This window comes from Paraburkholderia sp. RAU2J (genome assembly GCF_003634845.1).
In the GTDB taxonomy this organism is placed as follows: Bacteria; Pseudomonadota; Gammaproteobacteria; order Burkholderiales; family Burkholderiaceae; genus Paraburkholderia; species Paraburkholderia fynbosensis.
In genome coordinates, this window is sequence record NZ_RBXG01000003.1 from 656,881 (window position 1) to 679,016 (window position 22,136).

Annotated in this window: 17 protein-coding genes and 1 pseudogene; 3 read left to right on the forward strand and 15 right to left on the reverse strand. The window is 62.4% G+C overall.

Going from position 1 to position 22,136, the window contains the following annotated elements:
• Positions 1–158 precede the first annotated feature (158 nt).
• The 9 genes from B0G69_RS34480 to B0G69_RS34520 all read right to left on the reverse strand — a co-directional run bounded on the left by B0G69_RS34480 (position 159) and on the right by B0G69_RS34520 (position 14,205).
• Complete coding sequence (locus B0G69_RS34480) at positions 159–380, reverse strand: YMGG-like glycine zipper-containing protein (protein ID WP_121325094.1); 222 nt, start codon at positions 378–380, stop codon at positions 159–161.
• Positions 381–391: 11 nt separating this feature from the next.
• Complete coding sequence (locus B0G69_RS34485; RefSeq protein WP_347232535.1) at positions 392–910, reverse strand: hypothetical protein; 519 nt, start codon at positions 908–910, stop codon at positions 392–394.
• Positions 911–1,211: 301 nt separating this feature from the next.
• Positions 1,212–2,573 carry a hypothetical protein gene (locus B0G69_RS34490; protein WP_121324585.1) on the reverse strand — a complete coding sequence of 454 codons (1,362 nt, stop codon included), beginning with the start codon at positions 2,571–2,573 and terminating at the stop codon, positions 1,212–1,214.
• 18 nt (positions 2,574–2,591) lie between these two features.
• A complete protein-coding gene (locus B0G69_RS34495; RefSeq protein WP_121324586.1) occupies positions 2,592–3,362 on the reverse strand; it encodes an outer membrane lipoprotein-sorting protein in 771 nt (256 codons plus the stop codon).
• A gap of 43 nt (positions 3,363–3,405) precedes the next feature.
• Positions 3,406–4,632, reverse strand: coding sequence for an FtsX-like permease family protein (locus tag B0G69_RS34500; RefSeq protein WP_121324587.1), 1,227 nt, complete (start codon positions 4,630–4,632; stop codon positions 3,406–3,408).
• Positions 4,632–5,369 (reverse strand): ABC transporter ATP-binding protein, encoded by a 738-nt coding sequence (locus B0G69_RS34505; RefSeq protein WP_241991620.1) that lies wholly within the window; start codon positions 5,367–5,369, stop codon positions 4,632–4,634. Before B0G69_RS34505 ends, B0G69_RS34500 begins: the two co-directional genes overlap by 1 nt.
• Complete coding sequence (locus tag B0G69_RS34510) at positions 5,366–6,472, reverse strand: zinc-dependent alcohol dehydrogenase family protein (protein WP_121324588.1); 1,107 nt, start codon at positions 6,470–6,472, stop codon at positions 5,366–5,368. The genes B0G69_RS34505 and B0G69_RS34510 overlap by 4 nt, the downstream gene beginning before the upstream one ends.
• On the reverse strand, positions 6,469–7,815 hold the full coding sequence (locus tag B0G69_RS34515; RefSeq protein ID WP_121324589.1) for an aminotransferase class I/II-fold pyridoxal phosphate-dependent enzyme: 1,347 nt from the start codon (positions 7,813–7,815) through the stop codon (positions 6,469–6,471). The genes B0G69_RS34510 and B0G69_RS34515 overlap by 4 nt, the downstream gene beginning before the upstream one ends.
• Positions 7,816–7,863: 48 nt before the next feature.
• On the reverse strand, positions 7,864–14,205 hold the full coding sequence (locus B0G69_RS34520; RefSeq protein WP_121324590.1) for a type I polyketide synthase: 6,342 nt from the start codon (positions 14,203–14,205) through the stop codon (positions 7,864–7,866).
• Between the two features lie 184 nt (positions 14,206–14,389).
• Here B0G69_RS34520 and B0G69_RS40840 point away from each other — a divergent pair, with 184 nt between their 5' ends.
• The 3 genes from B0G69_RS40840 (at position 14,390) to B0G69_RS34530 (ending at position 16,853) form a co-directional block, all read left to right on the forward strand.
• Entirely contained in the window at positions 14,390–14,572 is a 183-nt protein-coding gene (locus tag B0G69_RS40840; RefSeq protein ID WP_147440815.1) for a hypothetical protein, read from the forward strand.
• Between the two features lie 419 nt (positions 14,573–14,991).
• Positions 14,992–15,516, forward strand: a complete 525-nt coding sequence (locus tag B0G69_RS34525; RefSeq protein WP_121324591.1) for a helix-turn-helix transcriptional regulator — start codon at positions 14,992–14,994, stop codon at positions 15,514–15,516.
• Between the two features lie 2 nt (positions 15,517–15,518).
• On the forward strand, positions 15,519–16,853 hold the full coding sequence (locus B0G69_RS34530; RefSeq protein WP_121324592.1) for a type II toxin-antitoxin system HipA family toxin: 1,335 nt from the start codon (positions 15,519–15,521) through the stop codon (positions 16,851–16,853).
• Between the two features lie 4 nt (positions 16,854–16,857).
• On the opposite strand, the pseudogene B0G69_RS34535 reads toward B0G69_RS34530, so the two are convergent.
• The 6 genes and pseudogenes from B0G69_RS34535 to B0G69_RS34560 form a co-directional block, all read right to left on the reverse strand.
• Positions 16,858–17,043: pseudogene (locus B0G69_RS34535) on the reverse strand (AraC family transcriptional regulator); the annotation flags it as partial.
• Positions 17,044–17,292: 249 nt separating this feature from the next.
• Entirely contained in the window at positions 17,293–17,631 is a 339-nt protein-coding gene (locus tag B0G69_RS34540; RefSeq protein ID WP_121324593.1) for an RcnB family protein, read from the reverse strand.
• A gap of 433 nt (positions 17,632–18,064) precedes the next feature.
• Positions 18,065–18,403 (reverse strand): hypothetical protein, encoded by a 339-nt coding sequence (locus B0G69_RS41545; protein WP_199731461.1) that lies wholly within the window; start codon positions 18,401–18,403, stop codon positions 18,065–18,067.
• A 138-nt stretch (positions 18,404–18,541) separates the two neighbouring features.
• Positions 18,542–19,801 (reverse strand): arginine deiminase, encoded by a 1,260-nt coding sequence (gene arcA, locus B0G69_RS34550; protein ID WP_121324594.1) that lies wholly within the window; start codon positions 19,799–19,801, stop codon positions 18,542–18,544.
• A 15-nt stretch (positions 19,802–19,816) separates the two neighbouring features.
• Positions 19,817–21,241 carry a basic amino acid/polyamine antiporter gene (locus B0G69_RS34555; protein ID WP_121324595.1) on the reverse strand — a complete coding sequence of 475 codons (1,425 nt, stop codon included), beginning with the start codon at positions 21,239–21,241 and terminating at the stop codon, positions 19,817–19,819.
• A 500-nt stretch (positions 21,242–21,741) separates the two neighbouring features.
• Positions 21,742–21,957, reverse strand: coding sequence for a hypothetical protein (locus B0G69_RS34560; protein WP_121324596.1), 216 nt, complete (start codon positions 21,955–21,957; stop codon positions 21,742–21,744).
• Positions 21,958–22,136: the final 179 nt, after the last annotated feature.

The window sequence follows — 22,136 nt, forward strand, 5'->3', positions numbered from 1 at the left end:
TAATGCGGCAGCAGACACTCAAGCCCATGCCGTCAGATGGCCGGACGCCGGACGACTCGATAGCCAACCCGCCCGGCTTGATGCAAAGCGCGTCGGCACGCGCCGCGAACGCGGACGGGGCGTGATGCACAGACCACGGCGTGCCCCGTCCGGATGTCTTACTGTCGCCCCCCCCTGATATTGCCGGCCACCCCACCCGCCGCACCGCCGATGAGTGCGCCGGTCCATGCGTCACCGCCCGAGATCGCCGCAATGCCCGCGCCGCCGGCCGCGCCGATCGCCGCGCCGCTCATCGTTCCCTGTTGTCGCGCGCTCATGTCCGTACATCCGACGACGACCGCGAAAACGCCAATGCCCATGATCCATCCAAGTCGTTTCATGATCGTCTTCCTCATTGGTTTTTCTTCAGGCCGGGCACGACCATTTCAAACCACAGGGTCTCAATCACCGGGTGCTGGATTCTCGTCGGATTCGCGGCGTACCAGTTGTCGAGCCCCTGGCGCACGCTGTCGAGAGATTGACCTTGCATGCCTTTCGCGAAGCGCGGCGCGATATCGTTGCTATGGGCGGCCGCGTTGCCGGCGTAGGCGCGCTCGATTTCGAGCATATTGGCGACGCCGACGAGATACGCCTTCTTGGCCTCCGGCGACGACGCGACCCACTGCTCGCCTGTCACAATCGGAATGCTTTCTGCGCGGGCGACGTTGCCCATCAGGGCGAACGACAGACAACCGAGAGATAACAGCGTTCGCCATTGTGGTTTAGTTGCCATCACGTACTCCATGGAAGTTATGTTCTCCAGCAGCTTGCTGCCGACCGTCTCCGGCGGCGCCGATCGAGTTGTGTCGAGGAATGGTCTGGGGTCTGTTGGGGTCTCCTTTTTCAGACTCGACTCACGCAGTGAAGTCATTCGCTCCGGCGTTACCGGACTGCTATTCCCAACGACGCCAGAATGACAGATGTTCACATGGATAACTGGCATTGATGGCGGATACGACCGGTCGGCCGGCATAGTCAGTCAACCCGAACAACCGGCGCGATATAGAGTCTAGGGCCGTTTTCTATAATTTCCAAGGTCATTTCCACGCGGTCGAAACCACAGAGGACCGTGTTTGCCTCGTGTCACAATTAATACAATTTGGTCCGGAAGGAAAGCGGCGCCGGTCAATTGGGGAAACAAGAAACTGTCACTCGTCCATACCGCGTTGAATTCAGTTCCAGTAGTAGCGAAAGCCGCTGATGACAGAATATCTATAAAGCTGTAAGAACTCCGATTGCGGGTTGCCGACGTTCCATTGGCCGAATGCAAACAACTCGGCGAAGGGACCCAATTTGTAGGTAAGTGACAATGCCAGGTTTCCTCCAAACGGCATATCGAATGCCTGGATATAACGCAGTGTCAGATCGAGTCTATTGAACAGGTCCGTGCGGCCCAGTTGTACCAATGCATAGCGCTGTCCGAGCAAGCTCTGCTGCGGGTTCAACGCCTGGCCCAACAAACCGGCGGCCGCCGCGTCGCCCATAGCAAGCGCGGTGTTGCCAGAGCGGATCGCATTCTGATACGCACGTCTCTCGCCGCTCGTGTAGCCGTCGCCGTTATAGAGCAGTTCCAGCGTCTGGGTCCATCCGGACAGCAGCGTGTAGCTTGCGCCCAGCAGCGCACTGACGCGCCATGCGCTGTCGCGTGTCTGATTCTGCGAGAGCGTCCAGCCCGCTGGCGCCGTTGCCTGTTGCTCGGCGAATAGCGCATTGCGCCCCTGCCCCACCGACGCATCTCCGTACAGCAACAGCGCATCCGACACCGTCCACGTGCCGTATGCGCCGAGCCGGTCCACGTCATTGTCGCGATGCGACACGAGCGCGCTTGCCGACACCGAGTCGCCGGTCCAGTTGACCTTGATCGCCGTGACCGGGGAGAAGTAGGCCTTCGTTGCATCGCGCGTATCGACGTGAAAGTTGCTGATGCCTTCGACACTCCACGACGGGGTGATCTGCGCGCTCGCACGCACCATATCACGGCCGAGTTGCTCCCTGACAGGGTCGGTCCTGCCCGTTTCCGCAAAGAACGGATTGCTCGGCGACAGTAGTATCGCGCTGCCCCATAGCAGCACGCCGCGGCCCACTTCCAGGTTCACGTTGCCGGGCATCTGGCATGACAGCCGCCCTTCGTTCAGGTAAGCATCGGTCGACGCGCGGGCGCCCGTGCCCGGCGTGCTGCCTTGCCAGACGAAGAACCCGCGCGGCTTGAGTTGCAGATAGCACGGATCGACCTTGAGCGTCAGATCCACACGAGGATCGATTTCACCTTGGGTTTCCGGCAGCTTCGCTATCTGGTTATCCGGATTGGCCAGCGAGCGCCGGTTTAACACGGCGCCCGTCCCAAAGCCGACAATCTGCGTGTGATGCTGAAAAGCAATGCCGCCGAACGCGCCGTCGTCCTGCCCATCGGCCGCCGATGCCGGCCCCGAGATGCCGGTGCAAGCCAATGCGAATGCACGAAACAGGCCGAGCAGGATCCGCCGCCTCCTGCGCGGCTCGCAACGTAGCCGCCCCCCGGCGCGTTTCAGCTTCATCACTTCGACAACCTGCGATCAGGGACGATTCAGTGAACCGAGATTGAACGTGTCGGCACCGAATTGCTTCGTCCGCACTTCGCTGTACTGCAATAGCGAGAAGTTCGACTTTTCAATCGTGTCCTGAATGCTCATCTTGCTAACGAACGGCTGTGCTTTGCCGTCGATGTCCAACCGGTTGTTCATTTCGAACACGGCCGTCTTGAAGAGCTTTCCCGAAACGGTATAAAACTCGGCCTTCAACGGCACGAGATGCGACACGGAAACGTAGTAGACGATCCGGTCGTAGGTGACGAATTTGTTCTTTGCGAGCAGGTTGAGGACGTAGGCGTCTTCGCCGTTCACCTGCTCGGTACGCAGCACGGTTGCGTCGTAATCCTTCGCGTAGTTGGTCGAAGCGATATCGCCGTTCGACGCGGGACCGACCATCTTCTGGCGCGTCGAAATGGACACGGGCTTGGTCAGCGTCGGCTTGCCGAACCACATGCTGCGGCCATTCTGCAACAGGCGGCTACCCGCTTCCCGCGGAGGATACGTGGCCTGCGCAAGGCTGTCTTCGCCGCTCGCGCGGACCATGTAAGTCCTTCTGTCGATCGGGCCGCCGGAATCCTGGCCCGTGATATCGATGGTCCATTGCACACCGCTCAGCCCACCGCCGCGCGCGCGGTCACTTGCCGCGACGATCTGCGCGGCGTCCAGGGTTTCCGTTGCCGATGCGCCGACTGCAAAGGGCGCGCTCGCCACAAGCAATGAAGCCAGCAGAAGAATGGTTTTTTTATAACACTGCATATTCGCGATGGTTCATTAATCAACAATAAAGCGGGCCGCGCCGTCACACGAAGCTCAGTGCGTCGACGACTTCGATACGGGTTGCGCGATAGGCCGGATAAGCCGCGCACAGCACGGCGAAAAAACTCACCGCGAGGGCGATCGCGCCCATGCGCAGCCAGTCGAGATCGATCTGCAGCAACACGCGATCGGACGAATTGGGCGGGGTATAGCCGATCCCGGATGCGTTAATCGCACACGCGGTGGCTAGCGTGACGACGAGACCGAGCAGACAGCCCAGCAGCGCAATCCAGAGTCCCTCGAACGCGAATAGCCGAATCACACCCGCATTGGTCAACCCCAGTGCGCGCAAGGTGCCGATTTCGCGTGTGCGCTCCACCACCGCCATCGACATCGTGTTCGCCACGCTCATTGCAGAGATGACCAGCACGATGCTCGCAATGAACGAGAAGATCATGTCGAACAGCCCCTTCACCTGCGTATAGAAGCTCGACATTTCCTGCCATGTTCTGATCTCGATGTCGAAACCTCTGGCGCGCAGTCGATGGAGAAGGTCCAGCTTCGCCCTCTGCGTCAATGCCGCGTTGTCGAGCAGCACGATGAAGCGTTCCACAGAGTCGGTATTCATGAGCGACTGCGCGAGTCCGAGACTGGTCAGCACATACTTGTCATTGGTGCCCGCGCTACCCGTGTTGAAGATATCGACGACGTCCGCATCCACTGCATTCGCCTGGCCGTCGATGGTCGATGCGAGCAGGCTGAACGTCTCGCCTTTGCGAAGATTGAGCAGCCTGGCGAGATCCGACGACACCGCCACGCCTTCTTGACGGTGCCGGTCGAGCCGGCCGCCGGCGTCGCCCTCGTCGGCCGCGCCGAGCATGTCGTTATGTTCGGCGACGATGCCTTCGCCGATGAACACGGTCGACGCCTCACCGTTCGAAATCAGGCCGTTCAGACTCAGGCGCGGCGACACCAGCCTCGCACCGGGTTCGCGCATGACGATCGCCTCCAGTTTGCGGGCTTCTTCCGGCGTGAATAGATAGCGCTTCGGCTGCAGCTTGCCTTCCAGCAGGAAGCCACGTTTGAAGATAGTCAGATGCCCGAGCCGCTCGCCCATCACGGCCTGTTGCTCGAGGCCCGCGTACACATTCGCGATGTAGCCGCTAAACAGATTGATCGCGGCGAGGCCGAGCGCGATCGCCGCGAGCGTGACAACACTCCGGCGACGGTGGCGGAAAGCGTTCTTCAGCGCAAGAACCAGCGAATGCATCAACGTTTGTCTCCATCACGCGCGCGCCCGTCGCACAGGCGTATCGAGCGGGTCATATAGCTCAGCGCGCGCTCATCGTGGGTCGAGAACACAAAGGTCACGCCATGTGTGCGGTTCAGCCGCTGGAACAATTGCATCGCAGCGTGCACGTTGCGGCCGTCGAGACTGGCCGTCGGCTCGTCGGCAATCACGAGCGACGGCTTCGCGATCAGCGCGCGTGCAATCGCCACGCGCTGCCGTTGTCCGCCGCTCATGCGGTCCGGGCGCTTGTGGTGGTGCCCGTCGAGTCCCACCTCATCGAGCAGTTCGCGCGCTTGTGCGGTCTGCGCGGCACTCGTGCGTCCGCCAAGCCGCAGCGGCAAGAGCACGTTGTCGAGCGCATCAAGCACGGGGATCAGGTTGTAGCTCTGGAACACGAAGCCGATCGACGACTGACGACGTCGCGCGTACCCGGCTGCACTCAGGCAGGCGGTCGGCTCGCCCAGCACTTCGATCGCTCCGGTCGACGGCTTGTCGAGCAGGCCGATCAGATTGAGCAAGGTGGTCTTGCCGCTGCCGGACGGGCCGACGATCGCCAGCATCTCGCCGGCCTGAACATCCAGATGGATATCGGCAAGCGCGTGGATCTGGCCATACGTCTTGCCGACGCCCTTCAGACGTACGACCGGCGCCGCACAGCTCGCGGCCGACGCGATGTCCGCGCCGGGCAGCCCGGCTTCATGCGGTTCGAGTTTCACGAGTGTCCCGAATGTTTTTGCAAAGTCGAACCGGAAGCGTTGAGGGCCGCCACCGCGCGCGGGCTTGCGGCGGCGCTGCCGATCGAATCGACGGAGCCGCCTGGGACAAACGACCCGATAGGCCCATTCGGCAGCAGATAAACCTTGCCGCGGCGCCCAGGCTCGTCGACGTGACGCAGCGCTTTGCCAACGGCTTCGAGCGGATAGGTCGCGGCCACTTCCGCATGCAGCACGCCCGCGCGCAGCAGCAGGACAGCTTCCGCCATCAGTGCGTCGCGCTGCACGAGCGTCATGCGCGACAGACGCTGCGTCAGCCAGAAGCCCTTGAGGACGATGTCCCTGAAGATCAGCGCGTCGCTATCGAGTTGAATCGGCTTACCGGACAACATCCCGTAGTTCACGATCGTGCCGCCGCGTTGGAGCAGCGGTGCGAGCCGCGCGACACCATCGCCGCCGACCGCGTCGAGCGCGAGCACCATCGGCGCACCGCCTGTCACGGCCTTGGCCGCCTGCACCAGCTCGGGACCGTCCACGATGGCGGCATCGCCACCGGCCGCGCGAACCTGCGCGATCGCATCGGCGCGTCGCACGATGTTCACCGTGCGCAAGCCATCGTGACGCGCGATCTGCATTACCGCGCGCCCGACGCCCGACAGCGGCGCCGTCTGTACGATCCACGCGCCGCGCTCCAATGCCGCGTGACGGCGCACCAGTTCGAGTGCCGTGCACGCGTTTACTTTGAGCGCGGCGAGTTGCAGCGGATCGAGATCCGCCGCGACCTTGAACACTTGCGACGCGGCGAGCCGTTTCTGCTGACACCAGTTGTCGTTGCCGACCAGGATGACCCGGTCCCCGATCGCCAACTCGTGCACCGATGCCCCGCAATCGACGACCCGCCCCACGGCTTCCAGGCCAACGCTGGCGGGTAACCTCGGTAATTCGCCGTAGCGGCCGGCGAGCCGTGCGAGGTCGGCGGAATTCACCGCGCAAACCTCGACGTCGACCAGTACCTCCCACGCCGACGGCGCGCCGGGAGCCGCGATTTCACAGCAGCGCGCCACCTGCGACGGCACGCCGAACCTGTCGAAACGAATCTGTTTCAAAAGAGCCCCTTGCTGATCGGCGCGACGGACTTCAGTTCGACCAGCAGGCGAACCGTGCGGTCGATCTGTTCGCGCGTGTGAGCGGTGTTGACGAAGAAGCGCAGGCGCGCGGCGTTGCGCGGCACGACCGGAAAGATCATCGGGAACGTGAAGATGTTGTTCTCGAACATGCGCGCGGCCATCCATAGCGCCAGCTCGGCGTCGGGCAGCATCACCGGGATCACAGCCGAGCCTTCGCTGCGCCCGACATTCAAGCCCGCGAGCCGCGCCTGCGCGCGGAAATAGCCGGCGTTCTCCACCACGCGCCGCGCGCGTTGCGGTTCGTCGCGCATGATTCGCAGCGCCGCCAGTCCGGCCGCGGCGTTGGCCGGCATCGGCGACGCAATGTAGAGCCCGAGGCCCGGTGCGTAGTACTTGAGCATCGTGATCAGCTCGCGGCGCCCGGCGACATAGCCGCCGATCGTCGCGAAGGCCTTGCTCATCGACGCGTAGTGAATGTCGATGTCCGCGCCGTTCAGCCCGAAGTGATCGACGACGCCGAACCCGCGCGCACCGATCACGCCCATCGAATGCGCTTCGTCGACCATCAGCAGCGCACGGTGGCGCTTCTTGATTTCGATCAGCCGCGGGATATCGGGGATATCGCCATCCATGCTGAACACGCCTTCGGTCAGGATCAGCACCCGCTCGAAGTTGCTGCGATGCTCGACCAGCAGCCGCTCGAGCGCGTCACAATCGTTGTGCGCGAACGCGAAGCGGCGCGCGCCGCTCAATTTCGCACCGACCAGCATGCTGTTATGGACCAGTTCGTCGTACAGCACCAGGTCCTGCTTGCGCGCGAGGTAGCCGATCGTCGCGACGTTGGTGCCGTAGCCGCTGACGCCAAGCACCGCGTCTTCGACGCCGAGTGCGTCGGCCAGCTCCCTCTCGAACTCGGCGAAAAGAGGAATCTCGCCCATGATGATGCGGCCGGACCCGGTCGAAGTTCCGTAGTCGTCGATTGCCTGTTTCGCGGCAGCCTGCACACGCGGGTCCCCTGACAGGTCCAGATAGTTGTACGACGAAAAATTGATCATCCGCCGACCGGCCACGTCGACCTCGGCACTGGTCACGCCGGCGTGCTCGCGGAACATGTTCCACTCGTAGCCCTGCTTGTCGTAGTACCAGCGCGTGTTCGCGTACTCGCGCAACTCCGGGAACTGCGCGAAGTCGTAGTGCTCCGGACCGGTTGCGACCTTCGGCGCCACCGCGCGCGCGGCCTGCGCCTCACGGTCCACCAGCGCGCCCCCCTGTTTGCCGAGCAATCTGGCGCGCAGGCGCTCGACGTGAATGTCAGAACTCATCTTCAACTCTCTTTGATATTGCCCGGGCAAGCCCCGATCGCTGCAACGTCATGCGGCCTGGGCTGCCGGCGCGACGGCGTCGCCCGTGTCGCCCCAGCCGAAAGCGTTGAGCGCCTTGTCGACGATCGCGCGAATCGTCAGGTCGTCCAGAATCTCGAGCACCGACACGCTGATGCCGAGATCACGGCTGAGCAACAACTGGATTTCGGTGGCCATCAGCGAATCGACGCCGAGATCGAGGATCGGACGGTCGACCGGAATCGCCTCCGGAGCGGTTTCCAGCTCGTCGGCGATCAGCGACGCGATGAGACTCGCCAGTACCGTGAAGCGGTCGGCAGCCGGCAGCTCCGCCAGTTCGGCGCACAACACGGCGGCGGGATCGGCGTCCGGGCTCGCGTCGGCGGCAATCAGTTCGGCGTAGCGGGGCGACTGCGCGCCGAGCGTTTCGTAGCGTCCCCACTCGCTCCAGTTCGTGATCAGCGTGACGCCGAGCTGCGTGAGCTCACGCGACATCGCCCTTTCGAGCCAGTGCAAAGCCTCGGCCGACTCCATGCCGCGCAGCCCCATATAGCGCATGAACTGTTCAAGCTTTTCGTCACGCGTTACTACGCCGACATCGGCAATCGCCCCCCAGTTGATGCTGGTCGCGGGCAGCCCGAGCGCGCGGCGGTGCCATGCGAGGCCGTCGAGAAAGCCGTTCGCGCTGACATAGCTGGCTTGCCGGCTATTGCCGACAAGATTGGCGATCGACGAATAGAGAACGAAGTGATCGAGCGTCATCTCGCGGGTCAGCTCGTGCAGCAACCGCGCGCTCTCGGCCTTCGCGTTCATTACCGCAACAAGGTCCTGCGCGACCAGCTCTCCGATCGGCTGGTCGATGATCACTGCCGCCGCATGGAACACGCCGCGCAGCGCAGGCGCCTCGGACCCGATCGTGGCGAACAGGTCGCGAACCTGACCTTCGTGCGCGAGATCGCACTTCACGCAGACGACGTTCGCACCACGCTCACGCAGTTCGTCGAGGAAAGCGCTCCGCTCGGGCGTGTTCGCGCCACTGCGCCCGGCCAGCACGAGGTGGCGCGCGCCACGCTCCACCATCCAGCGCGCGGTCTTCTGACCGAAGCCGCCGAGGCCGCCCGTGACGAGGTAAGTCGCATCGGGCCTGAAAGTCATCGCTTCGAGCACGTGCACCGGCAACGCGGTGAACGCATCGTCGAAACTCACGATCAGTGGCATGTCGGAATCGGGCAGCGCGAACTTCCTCGTGGCGAGATCGACAATCGACACCGACAGGCTTTCGGCCAGTGCGAATTCGCCACTACGCGCGCGCTCGACGGCCTTGTGCAGCGCCGAGGCAAAACGCCCGGCACGCTGCGTCAGCACGGACAGATCGGCACGCACGATCGATGATGCCGAATTGGGCACCGTGAATGCATTTGCACGCGGTGCGGTGTCGATCAGCACGCCGCCGGGGGCAAGTGCGCGCCAGCCGAAGGTATCGGCCCACGCGGCGAGTGGACCGACAATCGCGTCGAAGCCCTTGCCGTTCGTGCTGCCGGCGACCGCCGCTTCGAGCCCGGCATGAGTGCCGGCGATCGGCGTGCAGCCGGCCACCTGCTGCACGTTCGCGGTGTCCGGGCGCGCGAGCAGCGTCGTATGGATGCCGCGCCGGCGCAGCGCAGCGTGCACCGACACGCCCAGTTCGTCCGCTTCGACGAGCACGCGAGCGTGCTCGTCGAGATCGGCCTGTTCGACCACGCGTTCGGACACGGCCTCACGCACCGTTGCCCGCAACAACGACGCCGCGGCGACGTCGTCGGGCACCTCGACCAGATGGAAGGCTGAGCGCGCGCCGCGAATGTGACTGGCGAATTCGGCAGGCGCGAGACCGTAGACCCGTTGCCCGGCGTGCAGGTCGGCCACTTGCGCGCCGATGCTCTGGACCGTTGCCACGACTTCCACGAAATCCAGATCGAGCGAGTCGCCGTTCGAGTCGCGCAACGCGCGCATCGTCAACGCGACGCAATCGACCTTCAGTTCGATTTCGTCGTCGCGCAGCGGCAGGCGAGCGATCTCGATCAGTTTGACGCTGCCTGCGCTTTCTTCATGCTCGCCGACATGACGAACCTGGACTGCGCGCTCGGCGCCCAGCGACATCGGCTCGATGCGCGGCTGCGCGAGCACCGGACTTACCGCGAGTCGGCTGAAATAGCGGCGACCGCGGCGGATCGCAACTTCGTCTTCCGGCGCGTCGCACAGCAATTCGAGGATCGCCGCATCGAGATCGTCGTCAGTGGCGGACGCCGGAATGTCGACAGTGCTGAAGCGCATGCCTTCCAGTTCGTTGAAGGCGACGCGAGCGAAACCATTCAGCGCGCACTGCGCGGGTTGCACCGGCGCATCATGCTCGGTGACGCTGAACGCATCACGCGTGAGCACATAGGCGCGCGGCCGTTGCGCCACCGGCAAGCCTGCCAGCTGCCGCGTGACCGCGTGCATGAAAAGCAGCGCCTGCGTGCCGGTTGGATCAGCACCGTCGAGCTTCGCATTCGCGCCGTGGACGAACACCACGCCATGCAGCGTGTCGGCGGCTTCCAGTGCGCGGGCGATGTCGTCGGCCGAGTCGGAGCGCGCGGTCATTCGCACACCCTCGATGTCGAACGATGAACCCGCGCTGAGCCGCGCGCAGATGCGCGCGCCGAACGCTTCCAGGCCGCCCGCCAGGCGCTCGGCCAGCGCTGCCGTATCACGCGCTTGCACGATCAGCCAGTGACCGAGACGCCTTGGCTCGGACAGGCGCCCGGCATCGGTCCATTCATAGCGCGGCATCTGCAGCTTCACCGGATCGCCGTGCGCGTCGGTACGCTCCACCTTCGCCGACGACGCGCTCACGCGCAGCCCGCGAATCACCGCCAGCACGCGGCCCGTGTCGTCGACGATCGTCAGGTCGGCGTCGACGTGATGCGGCGTGGCGTTGACCTGCACCGCATCGCACCAGTAACGATCCGGCAATGCAGGCGCGAGCAGGCGCAATTCCTTGAAGCCGGTTGGCAGGAAAGTCGATTCGTTGTCGTTGAGCATGCTGACGAGCACCTGGAAGCACGCGTCGAGTATCGCCGGCTGCGCGCAATAGCCGGTGCTGACCAGATCGGGGCCGCGCTCGATCAGCGCGAGCACGCGTCCGCCTTGCGGGGCGATACGCAGTGACCGCACCGACTGGAAGTGCGGTCCATATTGCAAACCGATGCGTGAGAGCTCGCGGTAGAACACCGCCGGGTCCTGTTCGACACATAGCGCTGCCTTCAGCGATGCCAGATCGACGTCACGGACTTCCGCCGACTGCAATGCTCCGACGCTGCCAGTGAGATGCAATTGCCCATCGCCGATCTTGCCGCTTTCAATGCTGCGAATCGCCACGCGGCGCGTGTTGCGCTCGTAGCTGGATACGTAGTCGATCGCACGGTCCCCGGAGATCACCAGCGGCGCGCGGATTTCCACATCGTTGACGCGCCAACCCGGCGCGTCTGGATGCAGCAACGCGGCGATTTCGAGCAACGTTTCGACATAACCCGCGGCCGGCATGATCGACGTACCCATGACGATGTGGTCTTTCAGATAGGCGAGGCCCTGATGCTCGAGATCGTTGACCCACACGTCGGGCGCGGGGTATTGCTCGCAGCCGAGCAGCGGGCGCTCGGTCGAGCCGACGCGCTGATGGACCGCGCGCTCGGTTTCGACCCACGCGCGTTCGCGTTGCCACGGATAGTTCGGCAGGGCGACGGCTTGGCCCAACCCATTGAGCGGCGTCCAGTCGATCTCGCAGCCACTCGCGAACACGTGCGCCACGGCGCGATGCAGGCGCACGCGCTCCGCTTCGTTGCGGCGCAGTGTCTCCACAAGATGGATCTGTTTCGCGCACGCTTTTGCACAATCACGCAGCGCGCCCGACAGCACCGGGTGCGGTCCGATTTCGACAAAGGTGGTGAAGCCATCGTCGAGCAGAGACTGGACCGCGCCGGCAAAGGCAACCGGCCGGCGCACGTTTTGCGGCCAGTAGGTTGCGCCGAAGGACGGGCCTTCCACACGGCCGCCGGTGACCGTCGAATACAGCGGAACCGCCGGCTCGCAGGCGACGATCGCGTGCAACGACGACGCGAGTTCGTCGAGGATCGGGTCCATCAAGTGGCTGTGGTAGGGCACCTCGACATTCAGCACGCGATGGAATACCTCGCGCGTGGCAAGCTCGGCGGCGAGCGCTTCGATCGCCGTCGTCTCGCCCGACAACGTGAGCGTGCCAGGACCGTTGACCGCCGCGATTTCGACGCGCCCTTCGAACGGCTCCAGCAACGCCACGACACCCTCATGGTCCATGCCCACCGCGAGCATGCTGCCGCAGCCCGCCGTGCGCGCCTGCAGGCGGCTGCGCTCGTAGCTCACGCGCAGTGCGTCTTCGAGGCTCAGTGCGCCGCTCACGCAAGCAGCCGTGACTTCGCCGACGCTGTGGCCCACGACCGCGCCCGGCGTGACGCCCGCGGCGCGCAGCACGGTGGCGATGCCCCACTGGATCATGAAGTTCGCCGACTGCGCGTAAATGGTCCGCGTGATTTGCGATTGCGCTTCGCTTTTCTGCATTTCCGCGAGAATGGAGAAGCCGGCGATTTGCTGAAAAAGACCGTCCGCGTGGTCGACGGCTGCGCGATACACCGGCTCGTCGCGATACAGTTGCTGGCCCATCGCCCACCATTGCGGGCCCATACCGGTGAACACCCACACCGGCAGCGGGCGGCCTGCGACCGGCTGCTGGCCGGTGACCACATGGTCGGATTTCTCACCTTGCAGCAACGCAGCGAGCGCGTCGCGCAATTCGTCCTTGCCGGCGCCCAGCACGACCGCGCGATGATTCAGCGAAGCGCGACGCAGCGCGGCGCAATGCAGCAGGTCCTCGAGCGGCGCGTCGACCTTCGACAGCCGGTCGAGATACTGTCGCGCGAGTGCCTTGAGCGCCGGTGCGCTGCGCGTGGACAGCGGCAGGTACAGCGGAAAGCCTTCAGGACGCGCGGCCGCCACTGTTTCGGCCGCGCCAGCGGGCGCAGCTTCCGGCGCAGAGCGCAGCACCACATGCGCGTTGGTGCCGCCGTAGCCGAATGAATTGATTGCGACAAGGAACGGCTCGTGCGAAGCGGCAAGCGAGATCGCCTTGTCGGCCAGACGCACCCCCAGGTCTTCGAACGCAATGCCCGAATGCGGCGTTTGCAGATTGCCGAGCGGGAACGCCTCGCGATGCATTAGCGTGAGCACCGCCTTGATCACGCCGACAATGCCGGCGCCTGCTTCCAGATGCCCGATGTTGCTCTTGATCGAGCCCAGCACGACGCGCTGGTCGCCAGTGCGGCCCACCCCGTACACGGAGCCGATCGACGCCGCTTCGAGCGGATCGCCCACGGCAGTGCCGGTGCCGTGACATTCGACGTAGCGCACCTGCGCCGGATCGATGTCGAAGCGTTCGCATACCTCGCGGATCAGCAGGCTTTGTGCATCGGCACTGGGCATCGAGATGCCGGGCGTGCGGCCGTCCGAATTGACGCCTGCGCCCGCGACCGTCGCGAGAATCGTGTCGCCGTCGGCCAGCGCTTTTTCCAGCGTCTTCAGCAGCACGATGCCGCCGCCCTCGCCTCTGCCGTAGCCATCGGCGCGGGCGTCGAAAGATTTGCACTGCCCGTCGCGCGACAGGAATTGCCCCTTGCTCATACCGATCGAGTACTCGGGCCGCGTCATGATGTTCGCGCCGCCGACCACGGCGACGTCACAGTCGCCGGCCCAGATGTCGCGGCACGCATAGCTGAATGCGACCAGCGACGACGAGCAGGCCGTGTCGATCGACAGGCTCGGCCCGCGCAGATCGAAGGCATGCGACAGGCGGTTCGCCAACATCGTCATCATCATGCCGGCCGCCGTGCTGGCGTTGTGCCGCGTGCGATTCTCGACCTGCATCAGCGTGATCATGTGATCGAGCATGAAGCCGCCGACATACACGCCGACCTTGCGACCGGCATGGGCAGGCAGATCGAGGCCGGCGTTTTCGAAGGCTTCCCAGATCAGTTCGAGCAGCAGCCGCTGCTGCGGATCGAGGTTTTCGGCGACGCGCGCGGGCAGATCGAAAAACTCCGCGTCGATCGAACGGACATCCTGCTTCAGGAAGTTGGCCTTGTCGACATACGCCTTGCCCTTCACGCTCTCGTTGGCGCAATAGTAGCGGGCGGCGTCCCAGCGATCCGCCGGTATGGGGCCGGCAGTGACGACACGTTCACGAAGGGCGGCCAGCAGCGAATCAAGATCGTCCAGCCCGCCCGGAAGGCGGCACGCCATTCCGACCACAGCAATTTCACGCATTTTTTGTTATTTAAATATAAAAAGTTATCTTTTTAAAATTCCAATCATAAAAATGGACCGCAGTTTCCCCGTGCCGTCGCACTTCTATCTCAATTGAGTCTTTGTTCAATACACGTTGAAGGGATGCTCAGTTTGCGGCACGTTATTCGCTGGGCGGCAGGCATAGCTGTTCCTCCCGAACAGCATGACGAACATGATCGAATCGTGCGTCATGCACCTCGCTTTGCAATTTGAAGCGCCATTTGGCAATTTCTGCCTCGAGAAATTTTTTGCATTGGCTCGCGGGATAGATTGCAGCAGCGCGGTGCGCAAAATTCTGAACGGCCCTGGAGGTGGGTCGGACCCGCAAAAGGCGATTTCTCGTTGACCATTTGATGCAACGAACTCAGCCTTTTATTCATTCACTCTCATGTCCGTCGCCCGTCCGCTCAGCCGACGTCAGAATAATTCCCTGCTTATCTAATAAACATTGAAAATTCCGAAAAAAGATGCGGAATTGGGAGATGTGTCTTTACCGTCCGGTGCCATCATTGATCGCGGCCGGTTCCTCGGATAGCGGTACTGCAGCAGCGGCGCCGCTTGGCGGTCGGAAAACCGGCTTGACCGTTAGTTGCGTACAAAACCCGGACCGCGAGCCACACACGGCATCGACGCCGAGTCCGTCTTGCCGTGCATCTACTATTAACAGTCTTTAGCTTGTATTTGCAAAATACAGCGTATAGACTGTAGCGACAATTTACAGGTTTTAACCTGTCATGGTGCCAACGCACCTGCCGGAGAATCGCCGTGGACTACTCCATCAAAACACTGAGCCAGTTGAGGCCAATTCTGCAGGGCTTCAGAAAAACCGCCGGTCTCACCCAGGCCGCGATGGCGAGTCATCTCGGCGTGACGCAGCAGACCTACGCGCAACTGGAGGCCAATCCAGCCGCGGTCAGCGTGGAGCGGCTCGTCAAGGTCCTGCGAGTGCTCCAGGTCGATCTGAAGCTCACCCAATCCGCTGGCGAGTCAGCCGAAAGCGCCGCCGCGGAAAATGCAGCGTCTGTCCGCGCCGCCACGCCTGTAGCAGCTCGCACCACGTCCGCACGCCCCGCAAAGAAAGCACCGCCCGCAGCAACGGGCGACGTCAAACGCAAAACGCCATCGACACGCAAGCAGACAACTTCCGCCGAAACGCCGGCGCGCATCAAAAGCCCGGCGAAACCTGGCGCGAGAACAAACAGACGGGAAGTCGGCGGCAATACCGCCTCTGAGGCCCAACGCACCCCCGCGAAGGCGAGGCGCGTCAGCAAGAAACGGGAGAACTGGTAAGCATGGCGCGAAGCACGCAACCCAGCCGGCTAAACCTCTGGATGAACGGCCTGCAGGTCGGACATTGGGAAACGGCGCGTAACGGCGAACGTCTGGCATACCGCGACGACTGGCTCGACGATCCGCAAGGACGCCCGCTGTCGCTATCGCTGCCTTTCACGCCGGGCAACCAGCCGTATCGCGGCCAGGTCGTCGCAAACTATTTCGACAACCTGCTCCCCGACAGCGAACCGATCCGCCGCCGGATCGCCACACGCTACCGGACCGGCAGCACCGCGCCTTTCGCACTGCTCGCCACGCTCGGCCGCGACTGCGTCGGCGCGCTGCAGATGCTGCCGCCGGACGAATCCCCCACCGACCTCACGAGCATCCACGGCCGCGAACTCAGCGACGGCGAGATCGCCCAGCTGCTGCGCGGCACGACCTCGACGTCACCGCTGGGACAACACGATCCCCTGGAAGATCTGCGTCTGTCGATCGCGGGCGCGCAGGAAAAGACCGCCCTGCTCCGGCATCGTGACCGCTGGCTGCTGCCCGAAGGCAGCACGCCGACCACGCATATCTTCAAGTTGCCACTGGGACTGGTTGGCAACATGCGAGCGGACATGCGCACCTCCGTCGAAAACGAGTGGCTCTGTTCGCAAATCGTCGCGGCTTATGGACTGCCCGTCGCCCGTTGCGAGATCGCCGGATTCGAGGATCAGAAGGTGCTGATCGTCGAGCGATTCGATCGCCGTCCGTCCAGTGACGCAACATGGATCGTGCGGCTGCCGCAGGAGGACATGTGCCAGGCGACGGCCACCTCGGCGCTCCACAAGTACGAGTCCGATGGCGGCCCGGGGATCGAGGCCATCATGGAAGTACTCTCCGGCTCCGCGCGCGCGGCGCTCGATCGGCGCAACTTCTTCATCACGCAGATGGTCTTCTGGCTACTCGCCGCGACCGACGGTCATGCAAAGAACTTCAGCATCGCGCACCTGCCGGGCAACCAGTACGAATCCACGCCGCTCTACGACGTGCTGTCCGCTCATCCGATCATCGGTGCGGGCGCCGGCCGATTGCCGGCGCAGAAGGTCAAGCTGGCGATGGCCGTGCATGGCAGGAACGTTCACTATCTGCTCAATCAGATTCAGCGGCGGCATTGGATTGCCGAAGGGCAACGCGTCGGCTTTTCCGCGGCGACCGTAGAGGGCATGATTGGCGAACTGACGGCACGCACCGACGCGGTGATCGACGAAGTGTCGTCGCGCTTGCCCACGGCCTTCCCGATGGACGTGGCCGATGCGGTCTTCGATGGAATGCGCCGGTTGAACAGGAAGCTTGCGCAATCGACTTAGCCGTCTAGCGACGCAATTCCCCCGGCCCTTTGCCTGTCCAGCGCTTCAGCGCGCGCCGCAAGTTCGCCGGGTCGCTGAATCCCAGCAGCATCGCGATGTCGTCGGTGTACATCCTCGTGGTCTTCAGGTATTCGGTCGCGAGCGAGCAGCGTACGTCATCGACAATCGCCACGAACGACGTGCCCTCGCTATGACGCAAATGCACTGCTCGCGGCGCAGGCGATTGAACAGGCGGTTCCACAACTAGCCCGCCATGCACACTGAAACCCGTGTGAACGATCGGGCCGAACATAGCCGCCAAACTGTGTAGGCAATGAGCGGCGGACATCCAGGAATCCGCAGTGGCAACCAACGCACGCGAGCGTCTCCTTCGGCCCGATCCGGGGCAGCACGCGTGCGTACGCGGCACGTGTGTTGCATCCGCTTCCTGTATGCCGCGTCAGGGCGTTCCGGAAACGATATTGGAGATAGTCCAGTTGCTGGTCGAGACCAGCACGTAGTCTCCGTTGACGCCTAGCCACTTCTGTCCACGCGGCGGCGCATTGAGCCCATGACCACGCCAGTCGTCCATGATGAAGTTGTAGGTACGGTACTCGGCGGGAATGCGTTGCCCCTTCTTCCAGTCTCGATGGGGAATCGTCGGCATGACCTGCTGGCGGCCCATTGACGAATCGGCCATCGGCGCGCCCCCTCCCGGCGGCGGACCGGCCGCGAACGCAACGAGCGAAATGCCGGAGAGAGAAAGGGCGACGAGTTGCACAATGATCCGCTTGTTCATGATCAAACCTCCCTGCTGTGGAAGAAAGGTTAGGGTGTCACAGCGTCCAGTGCCTTTTCGACGTCACCATGCCCATTCTCTCCACAGACTGCTCGACTCATGTGAAGGTAATCGTGCATCGTTGCGACACCCGCATTCATGCCATGGACAGACTGCCTGGTTATGCAATGCAAGGTTCGAAGAGTATCTGGGGCCGATACCGTAACCAATCGAATGACTCGATGTTCATCGTATTCGGCGACCGAAATTCCGAATGCAATTACCCGACATGCTCAGGAAAGAAGTGTTAATTCGGGTTTTACTCGTAGTCGATCTGAGTATAGTAAAAGGACGTTCGACTTCAAGCCGGGATGCCCGTTGATAGCCAATAGCCCGCGAGGTCAAGTCGGCAATAGCCGGCGCTTTCAAAATGGCCGGCAAAATTTCGGCCCATCTAAATCGTTCGCCAGCGGCCCTCATTTATCGCCAGGTGGCGCAGCGGCTCCAGTTGCAGTTTCGGTCTGCGCGGCGGGAAGACGCCACGTCCGGATGCCCCGCATACGCAATCGCTATGGTCAACAGCGGCCTCGCCGAGAGAGGCCAGCGAATGCCCGCGACGCCAGCCGATAAACACCGCGATCATCGTCGCGGCGACGAGGCCCACCTGGTTCGGGCCGCTGGCATCGGCATCGCCAAACAGATAGTACGACAGGCCCACCGGCACAATCAGGCTGGCGACGGGCATGATGGCCTCGATCACCGTCACCGGTTCAGGTGATTCGGACCTCTTCATTTAAGCTTGTCCCCATGTCGGCAACAACTGTGGCCCATCTGATATTGCTTCGATGAAGTCCCGTAGCGGCGCGAGCGCGCCGCCTGCTCGCCGCGACATCGGCAGGCGGGCGACGCAGCGCCAGCGCGGTTCGCCCGGTTAGTAGTCCACCGGATCGCGCTGGATCGGACAGGTCATGCAGTGGCCACCGCCACGGCCCCGACCGAGTTCCGCGCCGACGATCGTGATCACCTCGATGCCCTGCTTGCGCAGCAGCGTGTTGGTGTAAGTGTTGCGGTCGTAGGCATAGACCACACCCGGCGACGCGCACACGAGGTTCGCACCGCTGTCCCATTGCGTGCGTTCGCGCTGATAGTCGCTGCCGCCCGCTTCCACCACCCGCAGTTTCTTGAGCCCCAGTGCTTCAGCCACCACGTCGACGAACGGCTTGTCCTCACGATGCAGTTCCACGCCACTCGGATGGCTGCTCGGGCGGTACGAGAACGTACGCGTCTTGTTCATGAAGTCCGGTGCGAGCAATACGCAGTCGCGGTCGGCGAACGTGAACACCGTATCGAGGTGCATGGCCGCGCGGATCTTCGGCATGGCCGCCACGATGACGCGCTCGGCCGCGCCCTTCTGGAACAGCGTCGCCGCCAACTGGCTGATTGCCTGGCGCGAGGTGCGCTCGCTCATGCCGATCAGCACGACGCCTTTGCCAATCGGCATCACGTCGCCGCCTTCGAGCGTCGCGAGACCATGGTCCTGAGTCGGGTCGCCCCACCACACGTTGACCTTGCCCGCGAAGTCGGGGTGGAACTTGTAGATCGACGTCGTGAGGATCGTTTCCTCATGACGCGCCGGCCAGTACAACGGATTCAGCGTCACCCCGCCGTAAATCCAGCAGGTCGTGTCGCGCGTGTAAAGTGTGTTCGGCAGAGGCGGCAGCAGGTACTCGGTGGTCCCTGCCGCTTCGCGCGCGATCTCCAGCGCCTTGCCGCCATGCGCTTCCGGGAAATCGTGAGTCGACAGCCCGCCGATCAGCGTCTCGGCGAGTTTGCGATTCTCGAGGCCTTCAAGATAGCTGCGCAACTCGTCGATGAAACCGAGTCCTACCTGATTGGGGACGACCTGGTTATCGAGAATCCATTTCTTGCCCTCGGGCACCGCCACGGTTTCCGCCAGCAGGTTGTGCATCTCCAGCACTTCCACACCGCGGTCCCGCATCTTGGTGACGAAGTCGAAGTGATCGCGCTTGGCGTTCTCGACCCATAGCACGTCATCGAATAGCAGTTCATCGCAGTTGCTCGGGGTGAGCCGCTGATGGGCCACCCCTGGCGCGCACACCATCACCTTGCGCAGTTGTCCGACTTCCGAGTGGACACCAAATCCAGCATCTTTCACATCTGTAGTCGCCATGACGAACTCCATTCGTTAAATGGTGATGTAACCTGTCGCGATCCAGTAGATACCGACGACTGCGCCAATAACCGCGAGAACGAAAATGATCCAGTCGGACGCTTTGGTGAATACGGGCACGTTCTGCTCGCGTCGACACCAGAAGTAGAGCGCCGTTCCCGGCGCATAGAGAACCGCTGACAGGACAATAAATTTCATGCCCCCGGCGTAGAGCAGGAAAGCCGTATAAACCGTGGCGATGGTGGCGATGATGAAATCGCGATTGCGTTCCTCTGGCCGGACGTCATAGGTTTCCCTGCGTTTGGTCAATTGCAGGCCATACCCTGCCACCAACAGGAACGGAATCAAAGCCATCGCACTGGTCAGATTCAACATCAGCGAAAACGCGTCCCGCGACCAGTACGTGGTGATGACAATCAACTGCACGACGATGTTGGTCGCCCACAGCGCGACCACGGGAACCTTGTTCTTGTTTTCCTTCGCGAAGGCAGACGGCATGTCCTTCGTCTTGGCGGCAGTAAACAGCACCTCGGCGCAAATCAGCGACCACGCGAGGTATGCACCCAACACCGAGACGAGCAGCCCGATACTGACGAAGACCGCACCCCACGGCCCCACTACCGCCTCGAGAACGGTCGCCATCGACGGCTGACGCATGACTGCAACGTCGGGGCGCATCAGCACGGCATAGGGAAGCAAAGTCACAAGCACCATCAGCGTGGTGACGATGATGAAGCCCGTGATTGTCGCCGCACCCACGTCGGAGCGCTTTTTCGCGTACCGGGAATACACGCTCGCGCCCTCGATGCCCAGGAAGACGAACACCGTAACCAGCATGGTCGCCCGCACCTGCTCGAAGATGCCGCCTTCCAGCCCTGCGCCATAGAAATTGACCCGGAACAGCCCCATCCTGAACCCGAAGATCAGGATCAGGATGAAAACCAGGATCGGGATGACCTTCGCGACCGTGACCACGGTGTTGATAAAGGCGGCCTGCTGCACGCCCTTCAGGATCATGAAGTGGAAGAGCCATATCCCTATCGAGGCGACGACAATCGCCACGACCGTATTGCCCTCGCCAAAGACCGGGAAGAAGGCCCCCAGTGTCGACTTGATCAGCACCCAGTAGGAAACGTTGCCGATACAGCTACCAATCCAGTAGCCGAAGGCGGAAAGAAAGCCGGGGTAGTCGCCGAAGCCCTCTTTGGCGTAGGCGAACACACCGGCATCGAGTTCAGGTTTTCGTTCAGCGAGAGACTGGAACACCCTCGCCAGCATATACATCCCGGTGCCGGCAATCAGCCACGCAATGACGGCGCCCAGAGGGCCGGTGGCGTTTGCAAAAGTTCGAGGTAAGGAGAAAATCCCCGCTCCGACCATACCGCCCACCACCATAGCGGTGAGTTGCATCTTTGACATTTTCTGCGCTGTGGACGCCATTCGGATTCCTTTTTAATTACCTTGTTAACAGGGCGGTAGTTTCGAACGTAACGTATCTTTCACAGCTTCATCATGCGCAGCGCGGCCGCATTACTCTGCAACCGTCACCTGAAAAAGAATGGTACGTCGACACGATTTTGTCAATTGATTGGGAGTCGATATTACAGCCGCCTCTGCGCACTGCATGACATTTACCCGGTGTCGACTCTGGCATAGACCCACGCATATCGACATGCATGATGCTTATATGTCGCCAGTTCAATCCTGGTTAATACGACAATCCGGGTCGGGCCGATTATTTGCTGGCTCGATTCGTTCGCACAGGGAAAATTAGAAAGAGAGTCGCTGAAGGGCCGATCGCTCGACATCAACATGTTGACCATCGACAATCGACATGAGGTTTCGATAGGGAGAGGAGTTGTAGCGTACCGTCGCTTTGCTGCAGTGCGAGCGCAGTGCTCCGATTGCAAACCGTTAGCGCACGTCGAATAAGATCGCGCTCACCGGCACATAGTCATAAGGGATTTGTCCACGCGTACTCGAATGATCATCTCGAGGTCGAACGGTGAACTGAAGTTGGCGTCTTGAGGCGTGGCGACCGCATCATTGCGATACTTGCTCCATTCCACCCGGAAGTCGTGATCGTGTAATGGCACGAACGTCAGCACAGCGTCTTTTTTCGCTGACACGCGGCGGGCCGTGGGGATACCGGCCACGATCTGTACATTGCCTTTCTGCCGTGCGAATTACCGGCGCCTTTCTGTTTTTATCAGCGGCGATGACTGGGAAGACGTGAATCGGGGCAATACTGGGTCAAAACCAATCACCCAACGTTCTTGCACGGACAAATCGCCTGCGCTTAATCGGCGAATTTTTCTAAACGCGGGCATTCGAT

Coding starts and splice junctions, on each gene's coding strand:
- B0G69_RS34480 (WP_121325094.1), bottom strand. CDS start 380: ATGAAACGACTTGGATGGATCATGGGCATTGGCGTTTTCGCGGTCGTC.
- B0G69_RS34485 (WP_347232535.1), bottom strand. CDS start 910: ATGACTTCACTGCGTGAGTCGAGTCTGAAAAAGGAGACCCCAACAGAC.
- B0G69_RS34490 (WP_121324585.1), bottom strand. CDS start 2,573: ATGAAGCTGAAACGCGCCGGGGGGCGGCTACGTTGCGAGCCGCGCAGG.
- B0G69_RS34495 (WP_121324586.1), bottom strand. CDS start 3,362: ATGCAGTGTTATAAAAAAACCATTCTTCTGCTGGCTTCATTGCTTGTG.
- B0G69_RS34500 (WP_121324587.1), bottom strand. CDS start 4,632: ATGCATTCGCTGGTTCTTGCGCTGAAGAACGCTTTCCGCCACCGTCGC.
- B0G69_RS34515 (WP_121324589.1), bottom strand. CDS start 7,815: ATGAGTTCTGACATTCACGTCGAGCGCCTGCGCGCCAGATTGCTCGGC.
- B0G69_RS34520 (WP_121324590.1), bottom strand. CDS start 14,205: ATGCGTGAAATTGCTGTGGTCGGAATGGCGTGCCGCCTTCCGGGCGGG.
- B0G69_RS40840 (WP_147440815.1), top strand. CDS start 14,390: ATGACGAACATGATCGAATCGTGCGTCATGCACCTCGCTTTGCAATTT.
- B0G69_RS34530 (WP_121324592.1), top strand. CDS start 15,519: ATGGCGCGAAGCACGCAACCCAGCCGGCTAAACCTCTGGATGAACGGC.
- B0G69_RS34540 (WP_121324593.1), bottom strand. CDS start 17,631: ATGAACAAGCGGATCATTGTGCAACTCGTCGCCCTTTCTCTCTCCGGC.
- B0G69_RS41545 (WP_199731461.1), bottom strand. CDS start 18,403: ATGAAGAGGTCCGAATCACCTGAACCGGTGACGGTGATCGAGGCCATC.
- arcA (WP_121324594.1), bottom strand. CDS start 19,801: ATGGCGACTACAGATGTGAAAGATGCTGGATTTGGTGTCCACTCGGAA.
- B0G69_RS34555 (WP_121324595.1), bottom strand. CDS start 21,241: ATGGCGTCCACAGCGCAGAAAATGTCAAAGATGCAACTCACCGCTATG.